General features: G+C 27.0%; 25 protein-coding genes. 4 read left to right on the forward strand and 21 right to left on the reverse strand.

The genetic code is table 11. The features are described 5' to 3' along the window. Nucleotides 1-4 precede the first annotated feature (4 nt). The 4 genes from trpD (at nucleotide 5) to gltX (ending at nucleotide 3971) form a co-directional block, all read left to right on the forward strand. Nucleotides 5-997: an anthranilate phosphoribosyltransferase gene (trpD, locus tag ACIJYH_RS03685; protein ID WP_435162272.1), complete on the forward strand. Its 993-nt coding sequence runs from the start codon at nucleotides 5-7 to the stop codon at nucleotides 995-997. Continuing rightward, a complete protein-coding gene (locus ACIJYH_RS03690) occupies nucleotides 990-1781 on the forward strand; it encodes an indole-3-glycerol phosphate synthase TrpC (RefSeq protein ID WP_435162274.1) in 792 nt (263 codons plus the stop codon). Before trpD ends, ACIJYH_RS03690 begins: the two co-directional genes overlap by 8 nt. An 89-nt stretch (nucleotides 1782-1870) precedes the next feature. Continuing rightward, the gene (gene lexA / locus ACIJYH_RS03695; protein WP_435089383.1) at nucleotides 1871-2548 is read left to right on the forward strand and encodes a transcriptional repressor LexA; all 678 of its coding nucleotides are present in this window, start codon (nucleotides 1871-1873) and stop codon (nucleotides 2546-2548) included. 22 nt (nucleotides 2549-2570) lie between these two features. Beyond that, on the forward strand, nucleotides 2571-3971 hold the full coding sequence (gene gltX / locus ACIJYH_RS03700) for a glutamate--tRNA ligase (RefSeq protein ID WP_435162276.1): 1401 nt from the start codon (nucleotides 2571-2573) through the stop codon (nucleotides 3969-3971). On the opposite strand, the gene lpxB is transcribed toward gltX, so the two are convergent. The 21 genes from lpxB to ACIJYH_RS03805 form a co-directional block, all read right to left on the reverse strand. Continuing rightward, nucleotides 3948-5084, reverse strand: coding sequence for a lipid-A-disaccharide synthase (gene lpxB / locus ACIJYH_RS03705; protein ID WP_435162278.1), 1137 nt, complete (start codon nucleotides 5082-5084; stop codon nucleotides 3948-3950). The two genes, gltX and lpxB, sit on opposite strands and share 24 nt — an antisense overlap. Beyond that, nucleotides 5081-5866 carry a UDP-2,3-diacylglucosamine diphosphatase LpxI domain-containing protein gene (lpxI, locus tag ACIJYH_RS03710; protein ID WP_435162280.1) on the reverse strand — a complete coding sequence of 262 codons (786 nt, stop codon included), beginning with the start codon at nucleotides 5864-5866 and terminating at the stop codon, nucleotides 5081-5083. The genes lpxB and lpxI overlap by 4 nt, the downstream gene beginning before the upstream one ends. A 1-nt stretch (nucleotide 5867) precedes the next feature. Then, the gene (gene lpxA, locus ACIJYH_RS03715; protein WP_435162282.1) at nucleotides 5868-6650 is read right to left on the reverse strand and encodes an acyl-ACP--UDP-N-acetylglucosamine O-acyltransferase; all 783 of its coding nucleotides are present in this window, start codon (nucleotides 6648-6650) and stop codon (nucleotides 5868-5870) included. After that, nucleotides 6647-7627: a UDP-3-O-(3-hydroxymyristoyl)glucosamine N-acyltransferase gene (lpxD, locus tag ACIJYH_RS03720; protein ID WP_435162284.1), complete on the reverse strand. Its 981-nt coding sequence runs from the start codon at nucleotides 7625-7627 to the stop codon at nucleotides 6647-6649. The genes lpxA and lpxD overlap by 4 nt, the downstream gene beginning before the upstream one ends. Nucleotides 7628-7678: 51 nt before the next feature. Beyond that, nucleotides 7679-8125, reverse strand: a complete 447-nt coding sequence (gene fabZ / locus ACIJYH_RS03725; protein WP_435162286.1) for a 3-hydroxyacyl-ACP dehydratase FabZ — start codon at nucleotides 8123-8125, stop codon at nucleotides 7679-7681. After that, nucleotides 8126-8653 (reverse strand): OmpH family outer membrane protein, encoded by a 528-nt coding sequence (locus ACIJYH_RS03730; RefSeq protein ID WP_435162288.1) that lies wholly within the window; start codon nucleotides 8651-8653, stop codon nucleotides 8126-8128. Then, nucleotides 8653-10575 (reverse strand): outer membrane protein assembly factor BamA, encoded by a 1923-nt coding sequence (bamA, locus tag ACIJYH_RS03735; protein WP_435164247.1) that lies wholly within the window; start codon nucleotides 10573-10575, stop codon nucleotides 8653-8655. Before bamA ends, ACIJYH_RS03730 begins: the two co-directional genes overlap by 1 nt. Continuing rightward, the gene (locus tag ACIJYH_RS03740; protein ID WP_435162290.1) at nucleotides 10569-10895 is read right to left on the reverse strand and encodes a POTRA domain-containing protein; all 327 of its coding nucleotides are present in this window, start codon (nucleotides 10893-10895) and stop codon (nucleotides 10569-10571) included. The genes bamA and ACIJYH_RS03740 overlap by 7 nt, the downstream gene beginning before the upstream one ends. Nucleotides 10896-10900: 5 nt before the next feature. Continuing rightward, nucleotides 10901-12061, reverse strand: coding sequence for a 1-deoxy-D-xylulose-5-phosphate reductoisomerase (locus ACIJYH_RS03745; RefSeq protein ID WP_435162292.1), 1161 nt, complete (start codon nucleotides 12059-12061; stop codon nucleotides 10901-10903). After that, on the reverse strand, nucleotides 12062-12751 hold the full coding sequence (locus ACIJYH_RS03750) for a phosphatidate cytidylyltransferase (protein WP_435162294.1): 690 nt from the start codon (nucleotides 12749-12751) through the stop codon (nucleotides 12062-12064). Then, on the reverse strand, nucleotides 12751-13425 hold the full coding sequence (uppS, locus tag ACIJYH_RS03755; RefSeq protein ID WP_435162296.1) for a polyprenyl diphosphate synthase: 675 nt from the start codon (nucleotides 13423-13425) through the stop codon (nucleotides 12751-12753). Before uppS ends, ACIJYH_RS03750 begins: the two co-directional genes overlap by 1 nt. Before the next feature lies 1 nt (nucleotide 13426). Then, complete coding sequence (gene frr, locus ACIJYH_RS03760) at nucleotides 13427-13978, reverse strand: ribosome recycling factor (protein ID WP_435087307.1); 552 nt, start codon at nucleotides 13976-13978, stop codon at nucleotides 13427-13429. Then, entirely contained in the window at nucleotides 13979-14830 is an 852-nt protein-coding gene (gene tsf, locus ACIJYH_RS03765; protein ID WP_435162298.1) for a translation elongation factor Ts, read from the reverse strand. A 1-nt stretch (nucleotide 14831) separates the two neighbouring features. Continuing rightward, entirely contained in the window at nucleotides 14832-15650 is an 819-nt protein-coding gene (rpsB, locus tag ACIJYH_RS03770) for a 30S ribosomal protein S2 (RefSeq protein ID WP_435162300.1), read from the reverse strand. 129 nt (nucleotides 15651-15779) lie between these two features. Further along, on the reverse strand, nucleotides 15780-19196 hold the full coding sequence (gene dnaE / locus ACIJYH_RS03775) for a DNA polymerase III subunit alpha (protein ID WP_435162302.1): 3417 nt from the start codon (nucleotides 19194-19196) through the stop codon (nucleotides 15780-15782). After that, nucleotides 19189-19866 (reverse strand): ABC transporter ATP-binding protein, encoded by a 678-nt coding sequence (locus ACIJYH_RS03780; RefSeq protein WP_435162304.1) that lies wholly within the window; start codon nucleotides 19864-19866, stop codon nucleotides 19189-19191. Before ACIJYH_RS03780 ends, dnaE begins: the two co-directional genes overlap by 8 nt. Continuing rightward, a complete protein-coding gene (locus tag ACIJYH_RS03785) occupies nucleotides 19859-21094 on the reverse strand; it encodes a lipoprotein-releasing ABC transporter permease subunit (RefSeq protein ID WP_435162306.1) in 1236 nt (411 codons plus the stop codon). The genes ACIJYH_RS03780 and ACIJYH_RS03785 overlap by 8 nt, the downstream gene beginning before the upstream one ends. Further along, nucleotides 21091-22425, reverse strand: a complete 1335-nt coding sequence (gene proS / locus ACIJYH_RS03790; RefSeq protein ID WP_435087317.1) for a proline--tRNA ligase — start codon at nucleotides 22423-22425, stop codon at nucleotides 21091-21093. The genes ACIJYH_RS03785 and proS overlap by 4 nt, the downstream gene beginning before the upstream one ends. Nucleotide 22426: 1 nt before the next feature. Continuing rightward, nucleotides 22427-22672 (reverse strand): DUF1467 family protein, encoded by a 246-nt coding sequence (locus ACIJYH_RS03795; protein WP_435162308.1) that lies wholly within the window; start codon nucleotides 22670-22672, stop codon nucleotides 22427-22429. Beyond that, a complete protein-coding gene (locus ACIJYH_RS03800) occupies nucleotides 22672-24327 on the reverse strand; it encodes a ribonuclease J (RefSeq protein ID WP_435095281.1) in 1656 nt (551 codons plus the stop codon). The genes ACIJYH_RS03795 and ACIJYH_RS03800 overlap by 1 nt, the downstream gene beginning before the upstream one ends. Nucleotide 24328: 1 nt before the next feature. Continuing rightward, nucleotides 24329-25075: a type III pantothenate kinase gene (locus ACIJYH_RS03805; protein WP_435087322.1), complete on the reverse strand. Its 747-nt coding sequence runs from the start codon at nucleotides 25073-25075 to the stop codon at nucleotides 24329-24331. Nucleotides 25076-25080: the final 5 nt, after the last annotated feature.

The raw sequence follows: 25080 nt of genomic DNA on the forward strand, positions 1-25080 counted from the left end.
TCTAATGCAGCAATTTTTAGAAAAACTTAGAAAAAAACAAAACTTAACTTTTGAGGATAGTAAATTAGCTTTTGAATTGTTGATGACAGGAAAAGCAAGTGAAGATCAGATCTATGATTTTTTAACATTACTATCAGCAAAAGGAGAGGTTTCAGATGAAATTGCTGGTGGTGTTTATGTTTTAAGAGATAAATCCAAAAGAGTAAATGTTGATAATTGTGTTGATACTTGCGGTACTGGAGGAGATGGTATGAATACACTGAATATATCAACTGCTTCTGCCCTACTTTTAGCAAGTATGGGTACAAAAGTAGCAAAACATGGAAATAAGGCTGTCTCATCAAAATGTGGATCTGGGGATGTGCTTGAAGCATTAAATATTAAGATTGATCTTGAACCATCTAATGTAGAGAAAGAAATTAACAATAATAACTTTGGATTTATGTTTGCTCCAAATTATCATAGTGCAATGAAATTTGTTGGTCCTATTAGAAAAAAAATAGGTAAAAGAACAATCTTCAATATGATTGGACCCTTAAGTAATCCAGCTTTAGTTAAGAGGCAGGTTGTAGGTGTTTTTGATAAAAAGTTATTAAAAATATTTGCTGAAGGTCTTAAAAATTTAAATATTAAATTTGCATGGATTGTTAATAGTGAAGATGGATTAGATGAAATATCACCTTATGAAAAAACAAATGTAATTCAATTAAAAGATGGTCAAATAACTGAATTTACAATTGATCCAAAAATATTAAATGTTAATGCTGAAAGATTTGAAAATCTTGTAGGTGATGATGCAAAATATAATGCAAATAAAATGATAGAAATATTTAAAGGTAAAGATAATGATTTTTCAAAAGCAGTTTGTTTAAATGCTGCAGCAGGTTTAATTGTTAGTGAAAAATTTAAAGAATTTTTTGACGCCTATAACTTCGCTAGAGAATTTATATTATCTGGTAAAACCTTTTCACATTTAAAAAAGATACAAAATGTCTGAAAATATTCTTGAAAAAATAATAAAAAGAAAAATTGAAAGAATAGATGTTTTAAAAAAATCTATAAATCTAAATTCTTTAAATGAAATTATTAATAAAAACATGTCTTTTATTGATTTTAAAAAAAAGATTCAAAATAATTTAAATAAAAATAAGAGTTCAATCATTGCAGAGATTAAAAAAGCAAGTCCTTCTGCTGGTGTTATTATTGATGATTATAATCCTGTTGAAATTGCTAAAATATACAATGATAATAATGTAACTTGTTTATCTGTTCTTACAGAAGAAGATTTTTTCTTAGGTAACTTAATTCATGTTAGTAAAATAAAAGATAAGATTAAATTACCGATTTTATGTAAAGATTTTTTTATTGATAAATTTCAAGTTCCTTTAGCTAAAAGTTATGGCGCTGATGCGATCTTAATTATTTTAGCTGGAGTATCAGATGATTTAGCTAATGAATTATACGAAGAAGCTTTAAAGTTTAATATGTCAGTTATTGTCGAAGTTCATACTGTTGAAGAAGCAAAGAAAGCTTTGAACTTTAAGGAAGCTTTAATTGGAATTAATAATAGAAACTTAAAAACTTTAAAAACTGATATAAATACAACCTATGATATTCATAATGTGTTAATTGACCACAAGGGACCGCTAATTTCAGAGAGTGGAATTAAGACTAAAGATGAGCTCTTAGATCTTAAAAATAAAACATCTATAAATACTTTTTTAATTGGTGAATCACTTTTGAAAAATTTAGAAAAAAATTCAATTTTTTCAGTTTTATAGGGAAATAAACCTCTATTTTACTGGTATTTTTTACTATTGTTAAATTAGAAGAACTTTTATAGAACATTATTTGTACGATATTTGTTCTTATGCTAACAAAAAAACAAAAAAACCTGCTTTTATTTATCAACAAGAAGTTGAGAAGTTCTGGTGTATCTCCATCTTATGAGGAAATGAAGCAATCTCTAAATTTAAAATCTAAATCTGGAATTCATAGATTAATTAGTGCCTTAGAGGAAAGAGGGTTTATTAAGAGATTAGCTCATAAAGCGAGAGCATTAGAAGTAATTAAATTACCAGAGACAGCCTCTGCAAATGATATTTACAATAGCTTTTCACCAAGCGTAATTAAAGGTGGTTTGGATGAGGTAAACATTAATTCTGACGAAATGGAAGTTCCAGTACTTGGAAAAATAGCTGCGGGTACCCCTGTTGAGGCAATTCAAAATGAAGTATCAAGAATTCCTTTACCTAGTAATTTAGAAAAGAATGGTGACTATTTTGGATTAAAGGTTCAAGGAGACTCAATGATTGAAGCTGGCATCAATGAAGGTGATACAGTAATCATTAGAAGAACAGATAGCGCGGACAATGGTAAAATAGTTGTAGCTTTGATAGACGAACATGAGGCTATGCTAAAAAGAATTCGAAAAAAAGGCAAGGTTGTTGCTCTTGAAAGTGCTAATAGAAACTACGAAACTAAGATTTTTGGTCCAGACAGAGTAAAAGTTCAAGGTGTACTGGTATCTTTATATAGAAACTTCTAAAAAAATAGTCTAAATAACACGAATGTCTAAAGTTGCAACACGTTTTGCACCCTCACCTACTGGAGCGCTTCATATTGGTGGAGTAAGAACTGCTCTATTTAATTGGCTTTATTCAAAAAATCAAAAAGGAACATTTCATCTTAGAATTGAAGATACAGATAAAGAAAGATCTAAGGATGAACATAAATTTCAAATCATAAAGTCTCTAAAGTGGATTGGCATAGAGCATGATGGTGAAGAATATATTCAATCAACTAAAATTAAAGATCATATAGATGTTGCTAGCGAATTACTAAAAAGTGGCAATGCATATAAGTGCTATTGTTCTAATGAAGAAATTGAAGAACAAAAAAAGAGAGCCAGACAAAAAAAACTTCCTTATATCTATAATAGAAAATGGAGAGATATTTCAGAAGAAGAAGCTCCAAATGATATAAAACCTGTAATAAGATTTAAAAGTAAAATTGAAGGATCAACTATACTAAAAGATTTGGTACAAGGTGATGTTGAAATTGATAATAACACAATTGAAGATTTTATAATTTTAAGAAATGATGGAACACCAACATACAATTTATCTGCAACTGTAGATGATCATCAAATGAACATGACTCATATCATTAGAGGAGATGATCATAAGATAAATACATTCAAACAAATGCAAATTTATTTAGCTATGAAATGGAAGTTACCTCAGTTTGCACACATACCTCTTATTCACACAATAGATGGAAAAAAATTATCAAAAAGAGATAATGCTTCGACATTAGACGACTATTCAAAAATAGGCATAATGCCAGATGCATTAAGGAATTACTTACTTAGATTGGGTTGGTCTTTTGAAGACAAGGAAATATTCACCTTAGATGAAAGTATTAAACATTTTAATTTGGAGGGTATAGGTAAATCTCCATCAAAACTAGATATGAGCAGAATTTTATCAATGAATGAACATTATATAAAAAACATAGACGAAAATGAACTCTACAAACATCTAGCAGAGTATTGTGGAATTTATAAAGAAAAAATAAACTCTGAAAAAGAAATAAAAATTAAACCATCGTTGTCATTTCTTAAAAATAAAGCCAAAACGCTCGAAGATATTTATAATAACGCAAAATATATAATATTTGATGAAGTAAAATTTGGAGATGAAGATTTAAAACTAATAGATGAAAAAGCAAAAGAAATAATAGCAGAATTTAAAAGTAAAATTACACCGATAAGTAATTTAAATAAGGAAATTCTTGAACCTATAATTAATGAGTTGATTAAAAAATACGAAACAAATTTTAAAGGAGTTGGTCAACCGATTAGAATTGCTTTAACGGGATCAAAATTTGGACCAGGTTTATACGATATAATAATTTCATTGGGAAAAGATGAAGTTGAAAAAAGATTAAGCAATAAGATAATTGTTTAAAATTTTTGCTGCCTCATTTGAAGAAGATGTTTTGGATTTAATTCCTTCTAAAGTTTTGCTACAAACATTCAATTGTTTTCTAATTAATTCAGGATTTTTTAAAAAATAAATAACCGTTTTATATATTTCTTCAGCATTACATTCTTTTTGTAATAATTCAGGAATAACTTCTTTATCATTAATGATATTAATTATATTTGCAAATTTAACATTAACCAACATTTTAAAAATCATAAAATTAATAAAACTAAGTTTGTAGATAATTATTGATGGTATATTAGAGTTTGAAATTTGAAGTGAAACAGTGCCTGATTTAGAAACTGCAAATATTGAATTAGATAAAATTTGTAATTTAATATTTTCATCAGCGATAACATCAATGTTGGATAAATCAGTTTTTTTAACATGACTTATGATAAATTCTTTATTTTCATCTGTTGCATGAAAAACATAAGAATAAGTATCATTTTTTTTATTCATCAAATTAATAAAATCGAGTAAAATTGGTAATAGCAGATTAGTTTCTGATTTTCGACTGCCAGGAAAAATTGATATGATTTTCTTATCTTTAGATATTAGTTCATTTAAAGTTGTTTTAACATTTTCATCTTTTTCGATTAATGGATGACCAACAAATGTATTTTTAATATTCTCTTCATCAAAATATTTTTTTTCAAAGTTAAAAAGTAAAAGCATGTGGTCTATAAAATTTTTAATCTTTTTAACTCTACTTTTTCTCCAAACCCAAACTTGAGGAGCCACATAATGGATTGTCTTTATGTTGCTATTAATCCTTTTAACTTTTTCAGCAACTCTTAATGTAAAATCAGGACTATCAACACTGAATAAAATATCAGGGTTAAATTTTATGATTTCATCTACAGTTGTATTAATCTTTCTTCTTATTTTAAAAATATTAAGCAATACACTTGTGAACCCAAGATAAGTAATGTCTTTAAGATCAAAGATAGATTGTATTCCCAATTTTTTAATATGTGTTCCTCCAACTGACAAATATTCAATATTAGGATTATGCGTTTTGAGTTTTGAAATAACTTTTGACGCTAATTTATCACCAGAAGGTTCACCTGTTAAAACAAAAATTTTCTTCATATGACATTAATGAAAATCTTATTTTTATTAGCATAAGTTATGCATTTAGACTTATCTAAAAATATATTCTTTTTAGATTTTAAAACTATCCCTTTTAGACCGTATTTTTTACAATCTCTTAAAGTATTAAGACCAATTGTTGGTAAATCCATTCTTAAATCTTGTTTTTTCTTAGGTAATTTAATCAAAATTCCTCTGGATTTTTTTTTCAATTTTGACAACATTTTCTTTGTTCCATGTCGATCTTCTGAAGCTAAAATAGTATTTTCTTTGACAATAACAGCTTGAACATGATCTAAACTATTTAATTTATTAAAATATACAATCCCCTTCTGAATTGAGATTATATCATCTAGATTTGGTTTTGATTTGGTGTAATTTCCAGTTTTTACAGTTAGTTCTGGATTAAAAAAAATTGAACTGATGACTTTTATATTCTCATTATCTAAAATTTTTATTACGGCTTTTATAATTGCAGCGTCACCTAATTTTGCAGCTTTAATAACACTTGGCATGTAATAAAAGCCTTTTAAGTCCAATCTTAAAGACGAAAGTTTTGGTTTTACAATCTTTCCTGCAAACAAAACTTTTTTTGATTTTTTTTCTTTAATTAAATTTATTATTTCTCCAAATCTTCCAATACTTATTCGGTGAGAATTTTTATCTTTTTTAAATTTATTATTTTTTGAAAAATCAATAATAAAGTATTTTTTATCTAATTTTTTTATTTTCTTTAAAACGATTTCTGAAAAATCAGTATCTCCTAAAAACAATCCAATCATCTTATTTTGAAAATGGGGTACAAATGGGTCTTTTTTTATCTTTCTCTAAAAAGTTAACAACTTCTAATACAAGTTCATTTTTCTTATAATCTTCACTTAAATTAGATAAATTTTGAGTTAAGTTTTCATTTTTAAATATTTCTTTATAAGCATCATTTAAAGTCAATATTTCTTTATTTGGAATATTTTTTCTTCTAAGGCCAATTAGATTTAAACCTTGTAATACACTTCTATTGCCATGTGCTATTCCATATGGGATTATGTCTCTCACAACACCGCACATTCCACCAATCATTGCAAATTTACCCACTCGAGTAAATTGTTGCACTGCAGAATTGCCACCGATAATTACATTATCTTCAATTTCAGCATGTCCACCTAATGGAACATTATTTGCTAAAATAACATTATTGCCAACTATACAATCATGAGCAATATGAGAAGAGACCATAAATAAACAGTTATTACCAATCTTTGTTAGCGCGCCACCTCCTTTTGTGCCAGGATTAATGGTAACATACTCTCTAATCTTATTATTGTCTCCAATTTCAAGCCTTGTTTCTTCGCCAGCAAATTTTAAATCTTGAGGATCATTTCCAATAGATGAAAAAGGATATATTTTGTTATTTTTGCCAACTTTAGTATTACCAATAATACTTACATGAGATTGTATTTCTGAATTTTCATCAATTTCAACATTAGGACCAACTATTGAATAAGCTCCTATTTTTACATTAGATGAAATTTTTGCTTTAGGATCTATAATTGCTGTTTTATGTATCATCTATTTTCTCTCAAAAAATCTCTGATATTTTTTGCGGGATAACCCATCACCTTTGTATTATCAGGAATATCTTTTATAACCCCAGATCCGCCAGCTATTTCAACATTATTACCAATTTTTAAATGTCCTGAAATGCCTGCTTGACCACCAATTTTTACATTATTACCAATTATTGAGCTGCCAGCAATTCCTACTTGACCAGCTATAATTGAATTTTCACCAATCTTTACATTATGAGCTATATGAATTTGATTATCTAAATAAGTATTTTTTCCAATGACAGTATTAGACATGGAGCCTCTATCTATAGTGGAGCTACATCCAATTTCACAATCATCTTCAATGATAACAATTCCCATATGTGGATATCTTAAATTTTTGTTTGTGTTTGGGTAAAAACCAAATCCATGTTTTCCTATAATGCAGTTGTCTAAAATTTTGACATCATTTTTAATTAAACTATTTCTGATAATGTTATTAGAGCCAATAGAACAATTGTCTCCAATAACAACATTTTTTTCAATAATGGTATTATGACCAATTAAACAATTCGCCCCAATTGATACATTATGACCGATTAATACGTTTTTACCAAATTTAACTTTGTCATTAAATTTAGTGTTATAAATTTCTTCAATAGTATTATCAAAATCATCGTTTATGGAGTCTGGATAAAATTTAGCAGTAATGGCAGAAGTTGAAACTAAAACGTTATCAACAATTATTGGTTTACAACTTTTGGGTAATTCATTTTTTAAATTTTCTGTAGTTATGCAGAAAGAAGCTTTGGTAGCATTTGCAGCTAATCTATATTTTTTTGAATGAAAGAAAGTAATTTCATTCATGTTTGAATTCTGTAAATCTTTAATGTCATTAATAATTAAATTGTTACTATTTTCCTTTATTTCAAAATTCAATTCATTTAATATTTGATTAAGTTCAAAAGGACCATTATTTTTAAAAAAAGGATTTGACATATTTGCTTTTAACAAAGCAAAATAAAATTAGTTATCAATATTTATTGCTATTTATTTCTTATCTACAATTGTAGCAGACCATATTGCGTCAGCCATTTTTATATCATCAACAAATGCTTCACCTTTATACTTCCAAACTCTACCATGGGATCTTATTGCTTCAATTTTTAATAAGAGTTTACAATCTGGTATAACTGGGTTTCTAAATCGAGCTTTTTCAACACCCATAAGAAAAACAAGCTTATTTTCATAAGTAGATTTATCTATACCATGGGCGGTAAGAGCTGCGGCTGTTTGACCAAAAGCTTCAACAATTAAAACACCTGGCATTACAGGTTGTCCAGGAAAATGGCCCTGAACAAAAAAACTGTCTTTCTTTACATTAACAACACCAGTAGCAGAGGTTAATTTTTCAATATCATGAAGCTCATCTATTAACAGCATAGGATCTCTATGAGGCAGTAAATTTTCAATTTCTTTTTTATTTAAATTTATCATTTATTTAATTTCGATAGTCTTAATTTGATTATCAATAAGTTCAATCAAATTATTTGTAATGTCATAATCTCTACTGGCTATAAAAACATTTTTTTTATCTAATAACATGTATATAGAGTTATCTTCCATATATTTTTGTATTATTGGATTAATTAAATTTATAAAATTCATAATATTTCTATTTTTTTTAACTTTAAAATTGTCAATTTCTTTAATCTTTTCTTTTCTATATTTTTGAAATTTTAACTGCAATGATTTTAACTCTTTATTTATTTCTTCTTGTGAAATTAAATTTTTTTTTGCTAATATAATTTTTTCTTCATTTTTAAAATCTTTATCACTAGATTTAAATTTACTTATCTTTAATTCTTCTTCCTCTTTAAGTGAGCTCAATAGTGATTTTCCAGTCAGAGTATTGGTAATGATATAATCCATATCTACATAAAAAACTTTTTCTTCAGCATTTAATGAATTTAAAGAAAAGGTTAAGAAAATTAAAAAAATAAAAATTTTTTTAGAAACGTTCATTAAAAAGTTGTTCCAAGATTAAATCTAAAGGTTTCAGTTTTGTCTCCAGTTTTCTTTGTAATTGGATAAGCTAAAGTAAAATTCATTGGACCTACTGGACTCATCCAATCAAGCGCAACACCAACAGAAGATCTAATACCCTCACCTTCGACAGATGATTTATAGTCAACACCCCAAATATCTGCTGCATCAGCAAAAATCAAAAAGTCTAAATTTTGTGACTCTGCAAGTATTTGTGGAATGTTTGATGTAAAATTGATTGAGTAGGCATAATTTCCACCAATATAATCATCACCATCTTTTGGACCAACTCTACCAGCTTCAAATCCTCTTAGCCTACTTGATGGAATAGTAATTCGTTCAGATAATTTAATGTCTTTGTTGTTTATAGAATTTGCTGTTTCAAGATAGAATGAAATAGATGAGAAATTTTTTTCAAAAAAATCAAAATAATGAGAGTAATTATAATAATTTTTTAATGTATTGGTGTCACTGATAATTGGCAAATCTAATGAGTAAAAAGATTTAAATCCTGAACTAGTTTGAAATTTTTGATTTCGTTTGTCGTAATTCATATTAAATTTAATAAAAGAGTCATAATAATTGCCTTCTTGAGCTTGCTGTTGTGCTGACGCAGTACTGTTTGTTTCAATTACTTCATAAAAATTTGAACTATTAACACCTAAATAAAAATCATTAAGATATTCGAAATTTGTACCAATACTTACGCCTGTTTTATTAGATTTGTAACCAAATGTTTGATAGTAATCGTTTTCAATTGCTTCAGCAGAGACATAAAGAGATTTATCAGAATTTTTATAATTTGGATTTGTAACAGAAAATTTACCTTTAAACGTACTACTTGATAAATTAAAATTTGCATCAAGTCCAATTCCATTACCTAAAAAATTATTTTCCTTCACACCAAAACCAAATGAGCCCCCGGATGTACCCACACCTGCTGCTGCAAAAATTTCACCTGTAGCTTTTTCATCTACAAAAATATTAATTGTTTTTGTTTTATTGTCACTATTGTCTAATATTTTAGAACTCACAGATTTGAAAAAATTTAGACTTTTAATATTATTAATTGATTTATTTGTTAAAATATCACTAAACGGGTCACCTTCATCAAGCATTAATTGGTTACGAATTACATTTTCAGAGGTAATAGTATTTCCATAAATATTTATTCTATCCACATAAAATTTTTCACCTTCTTTGACTGAAAATTCTAAATTGATCAAGTTTTTGTTAATAGATTCAGACACGCTAGCTTTTATAAACTGATACTGCTCAAGACTTGTTATTGTATCAATTTCATCAAGAATCTTATCAATCATATTTATAGAATAAGGTTTTCCTTCAATTTTCTTGAACAATTTTTTAATTGAGATGAAATTTTTTTCATCAAAGTCGGTAGGTAGTAGTAAATTTAAATTACCAAAAAAAATTTTTGGACCAGCATCAATATTAAATATAAGCTCAAAACTATTGTCATTAATAAGTTTTGCATAAGATGAATTAATTTTAACATTATAATAACCATTATTCTTATAAAAATTTTTTAAAAGTCTTTCATCAAATAGTACCGAATTTTGATTTAAATACTTTCTGCCTGAAATAAATTTCCAGAATTTATATTCTGTACTTGTTACAACTCTACTTAGCTTTTTATCTTTAAAAACTTTATCGCCAATGAAAATAATCTTTTTAATTTTTGATTTTTCCCCTAAATCAATATTGTAAGTAATATTTACCAAATTATTTTTTGTTTGTTCGACTAATATTTCCAAATTAGAACTATAATAACCTAAATTTTTTAAAATATTATCAATCTTAAACTTCTCTTTCTTAATAATGCTTTCATTATAAGAGGATCTAGACTTAACAGATGTTTCTTTCTCAATTATATTTAGGATTTATCGCTTTTTACACCGTTATAATAAATGTTTTCGATGATAGGATTTTCCAAAACATATATAGATAAAATTTTATTTTCAAACTTTACATTAATATCCTTAAAAAAATTTGTTTCATAAAGATCTTTTAAAATTTTATTTAATTCAGCATCATTTATTTTGTCATTTACATTTTTTGAAATAAATAATTTAATTGTTTCACTAGAAACACGGTCATTTCCAGTTATCTTAATTTCATTTATGGTGTTTGAAAAAACATTAGATGAAAAAAATAATAAGATCAAAATAACTAATGAAAAATATTTGCGAATTGATTTCATGATATTTAATTAATCATTTTGTTGATTTTTTTTTTAATAAGTGTTTTTAAAGAAATTATTGAGTCAATATTACCTGGTTTTTTATAATAGTAAATTTTAAATTCTTTCATATTAATTAATCTTTGAAGTAGTATAAATATATCAGTAAAATCAATTTTTTTTAGTAAAAAAAGATTCACTAATTCGTCGTTAGCCAAAACAATAATTGTCTCTAATAAAGTTTCTTTATTATGAAGTTTTTTAATCATTTTGATTGAAGGAAATTTTCTTGTATCAACCTTTTTAAAATTAAGAAAATTTAATTTCTTTATGTTTAATTGATCTGTTTTGATAGTTTTAACATGAGAATCATATAATGAATTAAATATTGGTATTTTCATATCTGTATCATGTGCAATTATTTTTATCATACCATCATTGAATTTGGTTATTGCGTGAACATATGATGAGGGATGAACCAATATGTCTAATTGTTCATATTTAAGATTAAATATTTTTTTTGCTTCAATAATTTCAAAAACTTTATTCATCATTGTGGCGGAGTCTACAGAAATTTTTTTTCCCATATTCCAGTTAGGATGTTTTATTACTTCAGAAATTTCAACAGCTTTAAATTTAGATTTTGGAATATTATTTAATGGTCCTCCTGAAGCTGTTAGAAAAATTTTGTCTATATTTGAAATTTTATTTATACCTAATGAGTAAAAAATTGAAAAATGCTCAGAATCCACAGGAATAAAAGACGTATTATATTGTTTGAGATTTTTTTTAATAAGATGCCATCCACAAATAATTGACTCTTTATTTGCAATTGCAATTTTTTTTGTATGTTTAATAATCTTTACTGTTGGCTCTAATCCATAAATTCCAGATATCGCACTCATTACATAATCAATTTTTTTTTTAAAAATAATATTAAAATCATTATAATTATTAAAAATTTTTATTTTATTTAATTTCTTTTTTTTTAATTCTAGATATGATTTTTCATCAGTTATTATTAAATTTTTAACATTAAGAATTTTTGCTTGTTTAAATAATTCTTTATAATTTTTATCAGCGGTAAGTAGTATTGTATCAAAGTTTTTTTTGTCTTTTTTAACTATATTAATCAACGATTTGCCAATTGAGCCAGTTGATCCAAGTATTGCTATTTTTTTCTTCATCTAAATTAATTTTAATAAAAAATAAGATAATGGCACAGCAAAAATAATTCCATCCATTCTATCCAAAATTCCTCCGTGACCAGGTAAAATTTTTCCTGTATCTTTAACTTTTGCTTTTCTTTTTAAAAATGAGATAGATAAATCACCTAGTTGACTGGCTAAGGAAACTGTTAAATTAAACATAATAAAACTTAAATTAAATTCTAAATCAAAGTATTCAAAATTTAAAAAAATCATTAGTGGGATAATAGAAGATATAAAAGAGCCTATTGTACCAGATATTGTTTTATTAGGACTAATTTTAGATAATTTTTTGCCACCTATGGTTTTACCAAATACATAACCACCAATATCAGTAAAAAAACATATACTGATGATATAAAGAAAAAAAGTGGGGCCTTTCAATACATGTATTATGTATGAAAAATTACAAAATATAAAAAAAATGTAACAAAAGGTTAGTAAATTTAAAATTAAAAATTTAAAATTAAATTTTTTAATAGCATATTTTTTTTCTAATGAATTATGACATGATAATTTTGAATACATTTTATTGGCTTCAATACAAATTATAGTGCTTATAATTAATAAAGATAAATTAAACACATATTGATGACCAAAATTAATAATAAGAAATAAAATTAACAAAATAAATGAAGTGAAAATTCTTTTTGATAAATTTTGTGACATTAAATATTTCCAAAATTTCTTTTTATTTTTTTAAATTTTTTGATTATTCTTAAATAATCTTTCTCACTAAAATCTGGCCATAATTTTTTTTCAAAAAAAATTTCTGTGTAAGCCAATTGCCATAATAAAAAATTGCTCAATCTTTGTGTATTACCTGTTCTGATTAATATCTCAGGGTCTGGGGTATTTTTTGTTTGCAAATATTTTGCTAAATTGTCTTCATTAATTCTATCTTTATTTTTACTTATTTTTTTAAACGCGTTTATAATTTCAGTTTTTGAACCATAATTTAATGCAAGATTAATTTGAAGAATTGAGTTTTTAGATGTTTTTTTTTCAGAAAAGTTTAAAAGTTTATTTAATTTTTTTGAAAAGTTTTTTTTTCCAATAATATTAAGTTTTATATTTTGTTTATCTAGATCGTTAATTTTACTAGTTAAGAAATTTTCAAGCAAACTTAATAAATAGTTAATTTCTTGTTTTGGTCTACTCCAATTCTCTGTAGAAAAAACATATAATGTAAGATGTTTAATTTTCTGTTTAACAAACTCTTTAATAATTTTCTCTACAGTTTTTAAACCAGCTTTATGACCTTCGTTTCTTGAACTTTTGTGTTTTAAACCCCATCTACCATTACCATCCATTATAATAGCCACGTGATTAAGTGGGTTCATCTTATATGGTCATTATTTCTTTTTCTTTTAAAGAAACCTTTTCATCAACAATTTTAATATGTTCATCTGTAATTGTTTGAACATTTTTTTCTGATGATTTTTCTTCATCTTCACCAATTTCTTTAGACTTTAAGAGTTTTTTTAATTCTTCATTTGCTTCTCTTCTAATATTTCTTATAGAAACTTTGCATTTTTCACCAATAGATTTAATTAATTTTTTTATTTCTGTTCTTCGCTCTTCATTAAGTTCTGGCACAGGAAGCCTAATTAATTGACCGTCTATTTGTGGATTTAAACCTAGGTCAGACTTTTTAATTGCTGCATCTATTAATGGCACATTGCTAGCATCCCAAACTTGAATATTTATCATTCTAGGTTCTGGTGTAGTTATGCTTCCAACTTGGTTTATAGGCATTTGTTGACCATAAACATCAACTTTAACTAAATCTAACATCGCAGCATTTGCTCTGCCTGTTCTTAAGGAAGATAGTTCTTTTGAGAATACCTCAATGGCTTTATCCATTTTGACATTGTATGACTTTTCGTCAAACATTTATTCTCCAATCTTTATTCTATAAAACTCTTTTATTTTTAAATCAGCAATTGAAAGTTCTTTTACTATATCTTGCACTTTCTTTTTAGGTTCCATAACCCATGCTTGAGATAGAAGAGAATTTTCTTCTTTAAACTTATTCATCTTACCTAAGCTAATTTTTTTTGCAATATCCTCTGGTTTTCCTGAATTTTTTAATTCTTCAGTTACAAGTTCTTGTTCTTTATCAATAACTGATTGGTCAATTTGGTCAGATGTAAGTGCTAATGGGTTAGAAGCAGCAATATGCATTGATAATTGTTTACCAAAATTTTTAACTGTATCTGAATTATCTTTTGTTTCTAATGAAACAATTACTGCCAACTTTGAAATATTATCTTTCACAACTGTATGTAAATAATGATTATTTACAGTTCCAGCGTTCTCTATTGTTTTTGCCTTACCAATTGTAATTTTTTCACCAATTTTAGCAATTAAAGATACCACATTATTTTCTACAGTTTCACCATTTTTCATTTTAGAACTTTTAAGAGCATCTAAATTAGAGTTTTTTTCGTTATTTAAATCACTAAGTTCTTTAACAAAATTTGTAAAATCCTCATTTTTAGCAACAAAGTCTGTTTCACAATTAACCTCGATAACTGATGTTTTGATATCGTTACCACTCACAGCAACAACTCCTTCTTTAGCATCTCTAGACATTTTTTTTGAGGCTTTTGAAATTCCTTTTACTCGTAAAATTTCTATTGCTTTATCAATATCACCACCCGACTCTTTTATTGCAAGGTTGCAATCTTTAAATCCGGCACCAGTTGCTTCTCTTAATTTCTTAACATTTTCAATATCACTCATATTAATTTAAAGTCTCCTTTTTATCTTTAGAAAATTTTTGTTCTAGTTTTTCTCTGTCAATTTCTTGAACTGTTTTCCCTTGAGTTGTTTCTTTAGTTTCCTGAAAAGTTTCCTTTTTAGGTTCAGAAGCTGGAATTGAGCTCTTAGCATTATTAATAGTTTCCTTAATTAAATTGCAATAAAGATCTATAGATCTACGAGCATCGTCATTTCCTGGTATTGGATAATCAATATTGTCTGGATTAGAATTACTATCAAGAATAGCAATTATAGGTATTCCTAATTTAACCGACTCTGCAATCGCTAGTGACTCATAATTTGTATCGATTATAAAAACCAAATCAGGAGTTTTTTTCATTTCAGCTATGCCACCCAATGATCTTTCAAGCTTATCTTTTTTGACACTCATTTTAAGAAGCTCTTTTTTTGTGAAACCTCTATTTTCAGCAACCAAATCAGCTTCATATTTTTTCATTTTTTTAATTGAACCAGATATAGTTCCCCAGTTAGTAAGCATACCACCAAGCCACCTGTAATTTACAAAGTACTGGTCTGTTTCTTTGGCTACTTCAGCGATAGCTTCTGATGCTTGTTTTTTTGTTGAAACAAATAAAATTTTGCCATTATTCGCAATTGTTGAATAAATTTTCTCTAAAGCTACTTTAGTTAGCTCTAATGTTTGGGTTAAATCCATTATATGGATTGAGTCTCTTTTTCCAAAAATGTATTTTTTCATCTTTGGATTCCATCTTAAAGTTTTGTGACCAAGATGTACGCCTGCTTCTAATAATTGTTGTATTGTTATGTTAGGTATTTTCATATTTATTCCCGGTTAAGCCACCACAGTAATTTCCAATTAAGGACCGGAGGTATAAAACCAACAACTGTGTGCGTGTTAATTTAAATTAGGGACTATTTACTAATAATTGATGAAATTAACAAGTTTTATTTAGCTTATAGAGCTAGATATTTTCCTTTTTCTCAAAAGATTTAAGGATTTTCGATCAAGATTCCTTGTGTTTTTAAGTTTAAATTTCAAGATTTTGTCATCAACACAAATATTAATATTTACCTCTGTTTTACCATCTTCTATCAAAATTGTTGAAATTGCCTCAAGATTTTCTTCGGAATTAACCTCTAATGACACTTCGTTAATTGGACTATTAAACATATCCATCATAGATCCTATTTTTTGGACATTAATTCTTTTAAATCTATTTTCATCATTTGATATACTTTTAATTAAAGTTAGTAGTAAAGAATTACCTTCTTTTAAAATTTCACGATTTAATTCTAAAATATCTGAAAAAATAAATATTTCAAAAACGCTAGTTAAATCAGTTAATTTTAAAACAGCATAGGAATTACCTTTGGCAGTTTTTCTTTCTTGAACTTTTAATAAAGTGGCAGCAATATTTGCATCTTTAATTTCATCGCTAGAATTAAAATTTGAATAATCGATGATTTTATAATCATCAAAAATTTCTATAAATTGATTTAAAGGATGATCTGAAATAAAAAAACCTACTGCCTCAAATTCTTTAGACAATCTTTCTTCAAACTTCCAATCTTCTATTTCGTTAATAATATTATTTTGTGATGTTTCATCCTCAGAAAATAAATCTATTTGATTTGCTGATTTATTTTCAAATATATTTTTAGTCTTTAGAATAAAATTTGGAATAGAGTCAAAAAGTGATTGTCGGTTATTATTAATATTATCGAAAGCACCAGCTTTAACTAAACCCTCTAACTGTAATTTATTCATATCTTTTGGGTTAACTCTGTTTAAAAAGTCATTTATAGATTGAAATTCACCATTTTCAGTTCTTTCCTTAACAACATTTGATATAGCTTCAAATCCTACAGCCTTAATACCTCCTAAAGCGTAATAAAATTTATCATCAATTGTTTTAAAATCTGCAAAACATTCATTAATATCAGGTCTTGTAATTTCAATATTTAATCTTTTTAATTCTTCATAAAATTCACTTAATTTATTTTGATTAGAAATATCCATTGTCATTGATGCAGCAATAAACTCTTTAGGATAATAAGTTTTTAAGAAAGCTGTTTGATAAGAAATAATTGCATAAGCAGCAGCATGACTTTTATTAAAACCATACTCAGCAAAAGGTTCAATCTTTAAAAAAATTCCTGCCGCAACATCTTTTGCTATTCCATTTTTCAATGCACCAGCAATAAAACCTTGTTTTTGTTTTTCTAATTCTGATCTTTTCTTTTTTCCCATTGCTCTTCTAAGAAGATCGGCTTGACCTGCTGTAAATCCAGATAATGTTTGGGCAATTTGCATTACCTGTTCTTGGTATATAATTACACCATAAGTTGGTTTTAAAATATCCTCTAATAAAGGGTGTAAATAATCTGGGGTTTGTCTTCCATGCTTACAATCATTATAAGTAGGAATATTGCTCATAGGACCAGGCCTATAAAGAGCAACTAGGGCAATAATATCCTCTATATGATTGGGCTTCATTTGAATTAAAGCCTCTCTCATTCCAGCACTCTCAACTTGAAATAAACCAACAGTATTACCGCTAGATAATAGATCAAAAACTTTTTGATCCTCGTAACTAATATTTTCTATGTCAAAATCTTTATCAATTTTTTTTACTAATTTTTGAGTGTTATTAATAACTGTTAATGTTTTTAGTCCTAAAAAATCAAATTTTACTAAACCAGCATTTTCAGCGGAATACATGTCGAATTGCGTAGACGGTAATAATAAATTAGCTGAAACATCTTTATATAATGGAACTATTTCTGTAAGTTTTTTATCTGCAATAACAACACCAGCAGCATGTGTAGCAACATTACGGTTTAATCCCTCAAGTTTTAATGAAAGATCTGTTAATTTTTTTACCCTAGGGTCTTCATTTACAAGTTTTTGTAACCTTGGTTCACCAGCAATACACTGAGATAAACTTTGAGGTCTAGATGGATCGAAAGGAATCATTTTCGATATACTGTCAACAAAACCGTAAGGCAAACCTAAAACTCTACCTACGTCTCTAATTACCATTCTTGCTTTTAACTTACCAAAAGTAATAATGTGAGCAACACTATCTTGATATTTTTTTGTCAAATATTCAAAAACTAAATCTCTTTTTTCCTCACAAAAATCTATGTCAAAGTCAGGCATAGAAATACGATCAGGATTTAAAAATCTTTCAAAAATTAAATTAAATTTGATAGGATCAACATCTGTAATTGAAAGACACCAAGCTACCAATGACCCAGCACCTGAACCTCTGCCTGGTCCTACAGGAATATCATTATTTTTAGCCCATTTAATATAATCTGATACAATAAGAAAATAACTAGAATATTTCATTTCAATTATAATTGACAACTCATGTTCTAATCTATCTTTATAATCTAAGTATTTTTTATTAGTCTCAAGGTCATTAGCTTTAATTCTAAAAGTTTTATCAAATTTTATCCTTAGTCCATGTAAAGAATCTTTTTTTAAAACATCATCTGCATTTCCTCCTTTATCAGAACTAATATTTGGTAAAATTGGATTTGAAAATAAAGGCCTAAAATTACATCTTAGTGGAAAATTATAGTTATTTTCTAATGCTTCTGGTAAATCTGCAAATAATTCTGTCATTTCAGAATTGTTTTTAAAATAGTGTTGATTACTTAGTTTTATTCTTGATTTTTCATTAACATAAGTTTTGTTTCCAATACATATCAATGCATCATGTGCTTCATGCATATCTTTATCTAAATAAAAAACTTCATTTGTTGCGATTATTGGGATTTCTAATTCTAAAGATTTAGTTAAATTAAATTTTTCAAAACCTAGTTCATTCTGATCATTATGTCTTTGTATCTCTATATAAAAACGATCACCAAAGTTTAATTTTAGTTTTTTATATAATACAAGGATTTCACTGAATTTTCCTTTATTAAATAGTTCGCCAAATAATCCAAAAACAGTACCTGAAAAAATAGCAACACCAATGTTGTCATCTAACAATTCGTTAAAATCAACATGCGGATCAGATAGCTCATCATTTTCAAGGAATGAGTTTGAAGATAACTTAATTATTCTTTTATAACCCTCTTCATTTAGGGCAAATAATGGTAATAAACCAACATTGTCACCATATTTAAAATTAATTTGAGTGCCAATTATTGGTTGTGTTCCAACTTTTGAAATTTTTTCAGCAAATTCTAATGCTCCACATAAATTTGATGTATCACAAAGAGCTAACGATTTAATTTTATTTGATTTTGAGAAATCTTGTAAATCATCTATTTTTACAGCTCCCTCACAAATTGAATATTGCGAATGCATTTTTAGATGGTTAAAATTTTGGCTAGAAGACTCAGGCATTAATAGTTTTTACACTACCATCTACAATCTCCAAAAGGCAATCTGCTTTATTGGCAAAAAATCTATTATGAGTTGCAAATATAATAAGTCTATTGGGTTTTTTTTGGTTTTTTAAAAGTTGGAATATTTCTTTTGCAGTATTTAAATCTAAACTTCCAGTAGGTTCATCTGCAAGAATTATTTCAGGGTCATTAATAATTGCTCTTGCAATAGCTACACGTTGACACTCTCCACCAGATAGTTGAGATGGAAAATGATTTAACCTATTTGATAAACCTATTTTTCTTAACAAATCTTTTGCTTTTATCAAGGCAGAGTCTTTATCATTATTTATAGATAAGTTTGCTAAGTAAACATTTTCTATTGCTGTAAAATCAGGAAGCAAATTATTTTGCTGATAAACAATGCCAATATTTTTGGCTCTAAAAATATCATTTTTTTTATTATTTGTGAAGTTAACTAAGTCGTCATTAAACTCAATAGATCCTAGAGTGGGTCTATCTATTAAAGATATCAAATTAAGTAATGTTGATTTTCCTGATCCAGATGGACCCATTAAAGCATACATTTTCCCTCTATCAAAATTGTATGAAAGATTATTTAAAACTTTTATTTTCTTTTTAGTATTAAAATATTTAGAAATATTTTTTAATTTTAAAAAATTATTCATATTTTAATGCTTGAATTGGATCTAAATTAGCGGCTTTAAATGCTGGAAATATCGAAACAATAATTGTTATCAATATTGAGCAAATTGCTATCAATAGGATTGATGAGGGATTAATTTCTGATGGCATAGTACTTAAAAAATATATTTCCTCAGGAAATAGACTGATATTAAAAGTTGAACTTAAAAATTGTCTAAAATTTTCTATATATAACGAGAATGTTACACCTAAAAAAATTCCAAAAATTGTTGCTGAGGTACCAATTATTAAACCAATTAAAAAAAATATTTTAACAATTGATTTATTTAAGATACCAATTGATTTTAAAATTGCAATATCTCTTGTTTTATTCTTAACTAAAATTGTTAATCCAGAGATAATATTGAATGCAGCAACAATAATTATTAAAGACAATATTATAAACATTACATTTCTTTCTACCTTTAATGCTGAGAATAAAGAGCTATTCATATCTGCCCATGTATAAATAAATTCTTGATCAAAAATTTTTTGAACTATTTGTTTTTGTGACTCTATATTTTTGGGATCTTTTAAATAAATTTCTAAGTTTCTATCTTTTTTTTTAAATCCGAAAAAATCATCTAAAGTATCTAAATTAATAATAGCTATATTGTTATCAAAATCTGCTAATCCACTATTAAAAATTGAAGTTATTTCAAAAGTTTTTTGTTTGGGCATACTTCCAATGATGGTTTCAACTCCTGATGGCGACATAAGAGTAATTTTATCTCCTATTTTAAGATCCAAACTAAAACTTAATTCATTCCCTATAGATATAGAGGCTTCATTTAATCTAGATTTATCACCTTTAAATTTTTCATTTTTAATTATCGTTAAATTAGAAAATTCTTTAGATTGATAACCTCTTAAAACTATTCCTTTTGAAGTATTATTTTTTAAGATAATGGCTTCACCTGAGTTACTGAAAATTAGATTTTTAGTGATAAATTTTAAATTATTATTATTTAATTTGTTATGATCAATTCCATTATTATCATAAGATTTTACTGTTATATGTGAATTAAATCCTACTATTTTATTTATTAACTCTGTCCTAAATCCATTCATAACAGACATAACAATTATAAGAACCGCAACACCAAGACTAATTCCTATGAAGGAAAAAATAGATATAACATTTAAAAAGCCATCTTTTTTTCTAGCTTTTAAAAATCTAAAAGTAATTTCTTTTTCTAACGTAGAAATCAATTTGAAACTTTTTGTTTTGTTATAATTTCAATTATTTTTTCTAAATTTAAATTTTGAGTTTCACCACCAGTTTCTTTAAATTCCAGAAGATCGCCCTCAGATTTTTTTCCAATAACAATTTGATATGGAGCTCCAATTAAATTCATCTTTTTAATTTTTGATGAATAGTTTTCATCAGTATCGTCAATAATTGCGTCAATATTATTTTTTATTAGTTCAGAATTTATATTATTAGCTTTTTCAAGAGCAGAGTTATCATTTTTATTTATCATAGGAATAAGCGCAATATCATAAGGTGCAACAGACAATGGCCATTTCATGATTTCATTTTTATCGTCGTATTTAGCCTCTATAATAGCCCCTACCAGTCTTGATACACCAATTCCATAAGAGCCCATCTTAACAAAATCTTTTTTACCACCTGGAAGGTCAACAGCAGCACTCATTGCTTTTGAATATTTGTCACCAAAATAAAATATATGGCCTACCTCTATCCCTTTTGTTATCAATCTATTTTCTTCTGAAACAATCTTTTCGAATTCTTCTTTATTGAATTTTTCATCCGTAACTGAATAAAACTGTTCATATTTTTTACGCATTTGTTCCAAGGAAGATTTTTCTAAATTAGTACCTTCGCTAGTTAAGTCAAAAATTCTTTTATCAGTAAAAATTTTACTTTCACCTGTGTCAGCTAAAATTATAAACTCATGTGATAAATTTCCTCCTATAGGACCAGTGTCAGCAGCCATAGGTATAGCTGTTAATGATAATCTTTTAAAAGTTCTCAAATAAGATAAGAAAAATTTATTATAAGAGTAAAATGCATCTTCATCTGTAACATCAAATGAATATGCATCTTTCATATAAAATTCCCTACCTCTCATAATTCCAAATCGAGGTCTAATCTCATCTCTAAATTTCCATTGTATGTGATACAGAAGCTGAGGTAATGATTTATATGATTTAAGTGAAGATCTAAAAATCTCAGTTACTTGCTCTTCGTTAGTTGGTCCGTAAAGCATTTCTCTATTCTGACGATCTGTAATTCTGAGCATTTCTTCTCCATAATCATCATATCTTCCACTTTCTTTCCAAATTTCGCTCGATTGAATTGTTGGCATTAAAATTTCTTGTGCACCAATCTTATTTTGTTCTTGCCTTACAATGGCTTCTATTTTCTTCATCACCTTAAACCCAAGTGGAAGCCAAGAGTAAATACCAGCTGAAGCTTGTTTAATCATTCCTACTCTCAACATTAATTGATGAGATTTTATTTTGGCTTCAGAAGGATTATTTTTTAATATTGGAATAAAAGATTTTGATAAAAGCATCTTAATTAATAATATTTCTTAAATTTAAATATTCAAATTTAATTAATAAATAAATTATAATAAAAATAATAGTTGTAATTCCAGTACAATATAGGAATTTTTTCAGCATTTTAGGATTTTCTGGAGAACCAGGGTCTTCACCCTCAATTTTAACAGATTTTGATCTACTTACATCAATTGGTAATATAGCAAAAAATACAATCCACCATATAATTATGTAGATTATAGCTAATCCTGTAATACTCATTAAATTCTTACTAGATTAATATTTGTAAAAGGTTTTTTTCCAGTTTTTTCTTTTGAAAATTTTCTACAAGCAATTTTAAGAGCGTCAATTAAATTATGCTCTTGTTGTTTACTTCCTAGTCTAAAGGTTCTGGTAATTTTTTCGATCTCATCTTCTAAGCCATAAATGAATTCCTCAGTATCATCAACTGGAATGCCTCTAAAAGTTAAAACTGGTCTTTTATGAATATTACCTTTTGGAGTAATTAATATGGTCGCCTCAATATATCCATTTGCACTTAAATTTTTTCTATCTTTGATTGATTGTGCATCCTCCACTACACTTATGTTTCCATCAACATAAAGTCTACCACTAGGAGCTTTATCATATACTGCAGGTTTTCCTGGATAAAGCTTAACAATATCACCATTTTCAACTTGAACAGGGTTTGGTACATTCATTTCTTTTGCAAATTTCATGTGTTCAATCATATGCCTGTGTTCACCATGAACAGGGATAGCACACTGTGGTTTTACCCATTCATACATCTCTCTTAAATCGTCTCTATTTGGGTGACCTGAAACGTGAACAAATTCATTTTCTTCAGATATAACTTCAATGCCATCTTTAACTAATTGATTTTGTAAATTGTATAATTTTTTTTCATTACCAGGAATAATTTTAGATGAAAATATGACAGTATCATCTTTTTCAATAAATACATCTGGATGAGTGTATTTAGCAATTCTCATCAATGCTGCCATGGGTTCACCTTGACTACCTGTACAAAGATAAACTATCTTTTCTCTTGAAATATTTTTCGCCTCTCGTGGATCAATTGGTTCAATAACATCTTTTAAATAGCCACATTGTTTGGCTGCTTTAAATATTCTGTGCATTGATCTTCCAACTAGAGATATTTGTCTGCCAGTTTTTTCCGCACAATAAAAAGCTGTTTCTAGTCTAGCAACATTGGAGGCAAAAGAAGCAATAATAATTCTTTTTTTTAAACTGCTCATAATGTTTAGCATGCTTTTTCTAACATCTAATTCTGAACCTGCTTTACCCAAACTAAAAACATTTGTTGAGTCACATATCATTGCAAGAACACCTTCGTTACCTATTTCTTTCAATCTATTAGAATTAATGTTTCCGCCAATCAAAGGTTCTGGATCAATTTTCCAATCACCAGTATGTAAAATTACACCTGCTGGTGTTTCTATTCTTAAACCATTTGGTTCTAAAATTGAGTGAGTTAGTGTTATGTATTCAATTTTAAATGGATTTAAATCAATTGTTCCATTTAATTGTACTATTTTTAGATATCTGGTTATATCAATATGTTTTTCTTTGAATTTTTCCTTGATTAAAACAGCAGTGAATGGAGTTGCAAATATATTGCATTCAAGTTGTGGCCAAAGATGAGCTATAGCGCCAATATGATCTTCATGGGCATGTGTTAAAACAATTCCCAAAAGATCTTCCTTTTTATCAACAATAAATCCTGGGTCAGGATATATTAAATCAATGCCTGGAAGTGTGTCGTCAGCGAAAGTAACACCTATGTCAACCATAATCCATTTGTGCTCTCCTGGTTTACCATAAGCAAACAAATTCATGTTCATGCCTATTTCTCCAGATCCACCTAGTGGACAAAATAATAATTCGTCTTTCATGTTATTTAATTAATTTTGAAATCCTAATTAGACCGTTAATTGTAATCTCTTTATTGTGATAAACTTTCGTTTTTATTGATTTTTTAAATAAGTTAGAAAATCCTCCAGTAATTATTACTTTAAAAGACTTTCCAGTCTCTTTCTTAATTAAATAAATGATATTGTCAATTAAACCTGCATACCCCCAAAAAAAACCAGATCTGACTGCTGAGATTGTGTCATTACCTATGACATTTTTTATCTTTTTCAAATCAATTTTAGGGATTAGCGTAGCTCGATCTGACAGTGTATTTAAAGAAAGTTTCACACCAGGCGCAATAATACCACCAGAATATGTATTTTTTATCAAAACATCAAAAGTAGTAGCTGTTCCAAAATCTAAAATAATAAAGTTATTCTGACTATTTGTTAAACTAATTGCATTTGTTAACCTGTCAGAACCAACCTGTTTATAATTTGCTTTAATGTTTATTAAAGATTTTAAGTTTAAATCCTTTACTTCAAAACATCTAATTTTTATTTTTTTGGATAAAAATTTCTTAATCATATTAAATGATTTGGGCACAACACTACAAAATAGTACTTTATTTATTTTTTTATAATCAATCTTAAAATTAATGAATAATTTTTCTAATTTTATTTGATTTATATCTTTGGTTGAAAAAGTTAATTTCTTTGTAATCTTATTATTAAGTGAGACTAAAAAAATTTTAGTTTCAGTGTTACCTATGTCTCCAAGAATATACATTATTT

It is taken from the genome of Candidatus Pelagibacter bacterium nBUS_25 (assembly GCF_051200975.1).
In the GTDB taxonomy this organism is placed as follows: domain Bacteria; phylum Pseudomonadota; class Alphaproteobacteria; order Pelagibacterales; family Pelagibacteraceae; genus Pelagibacter.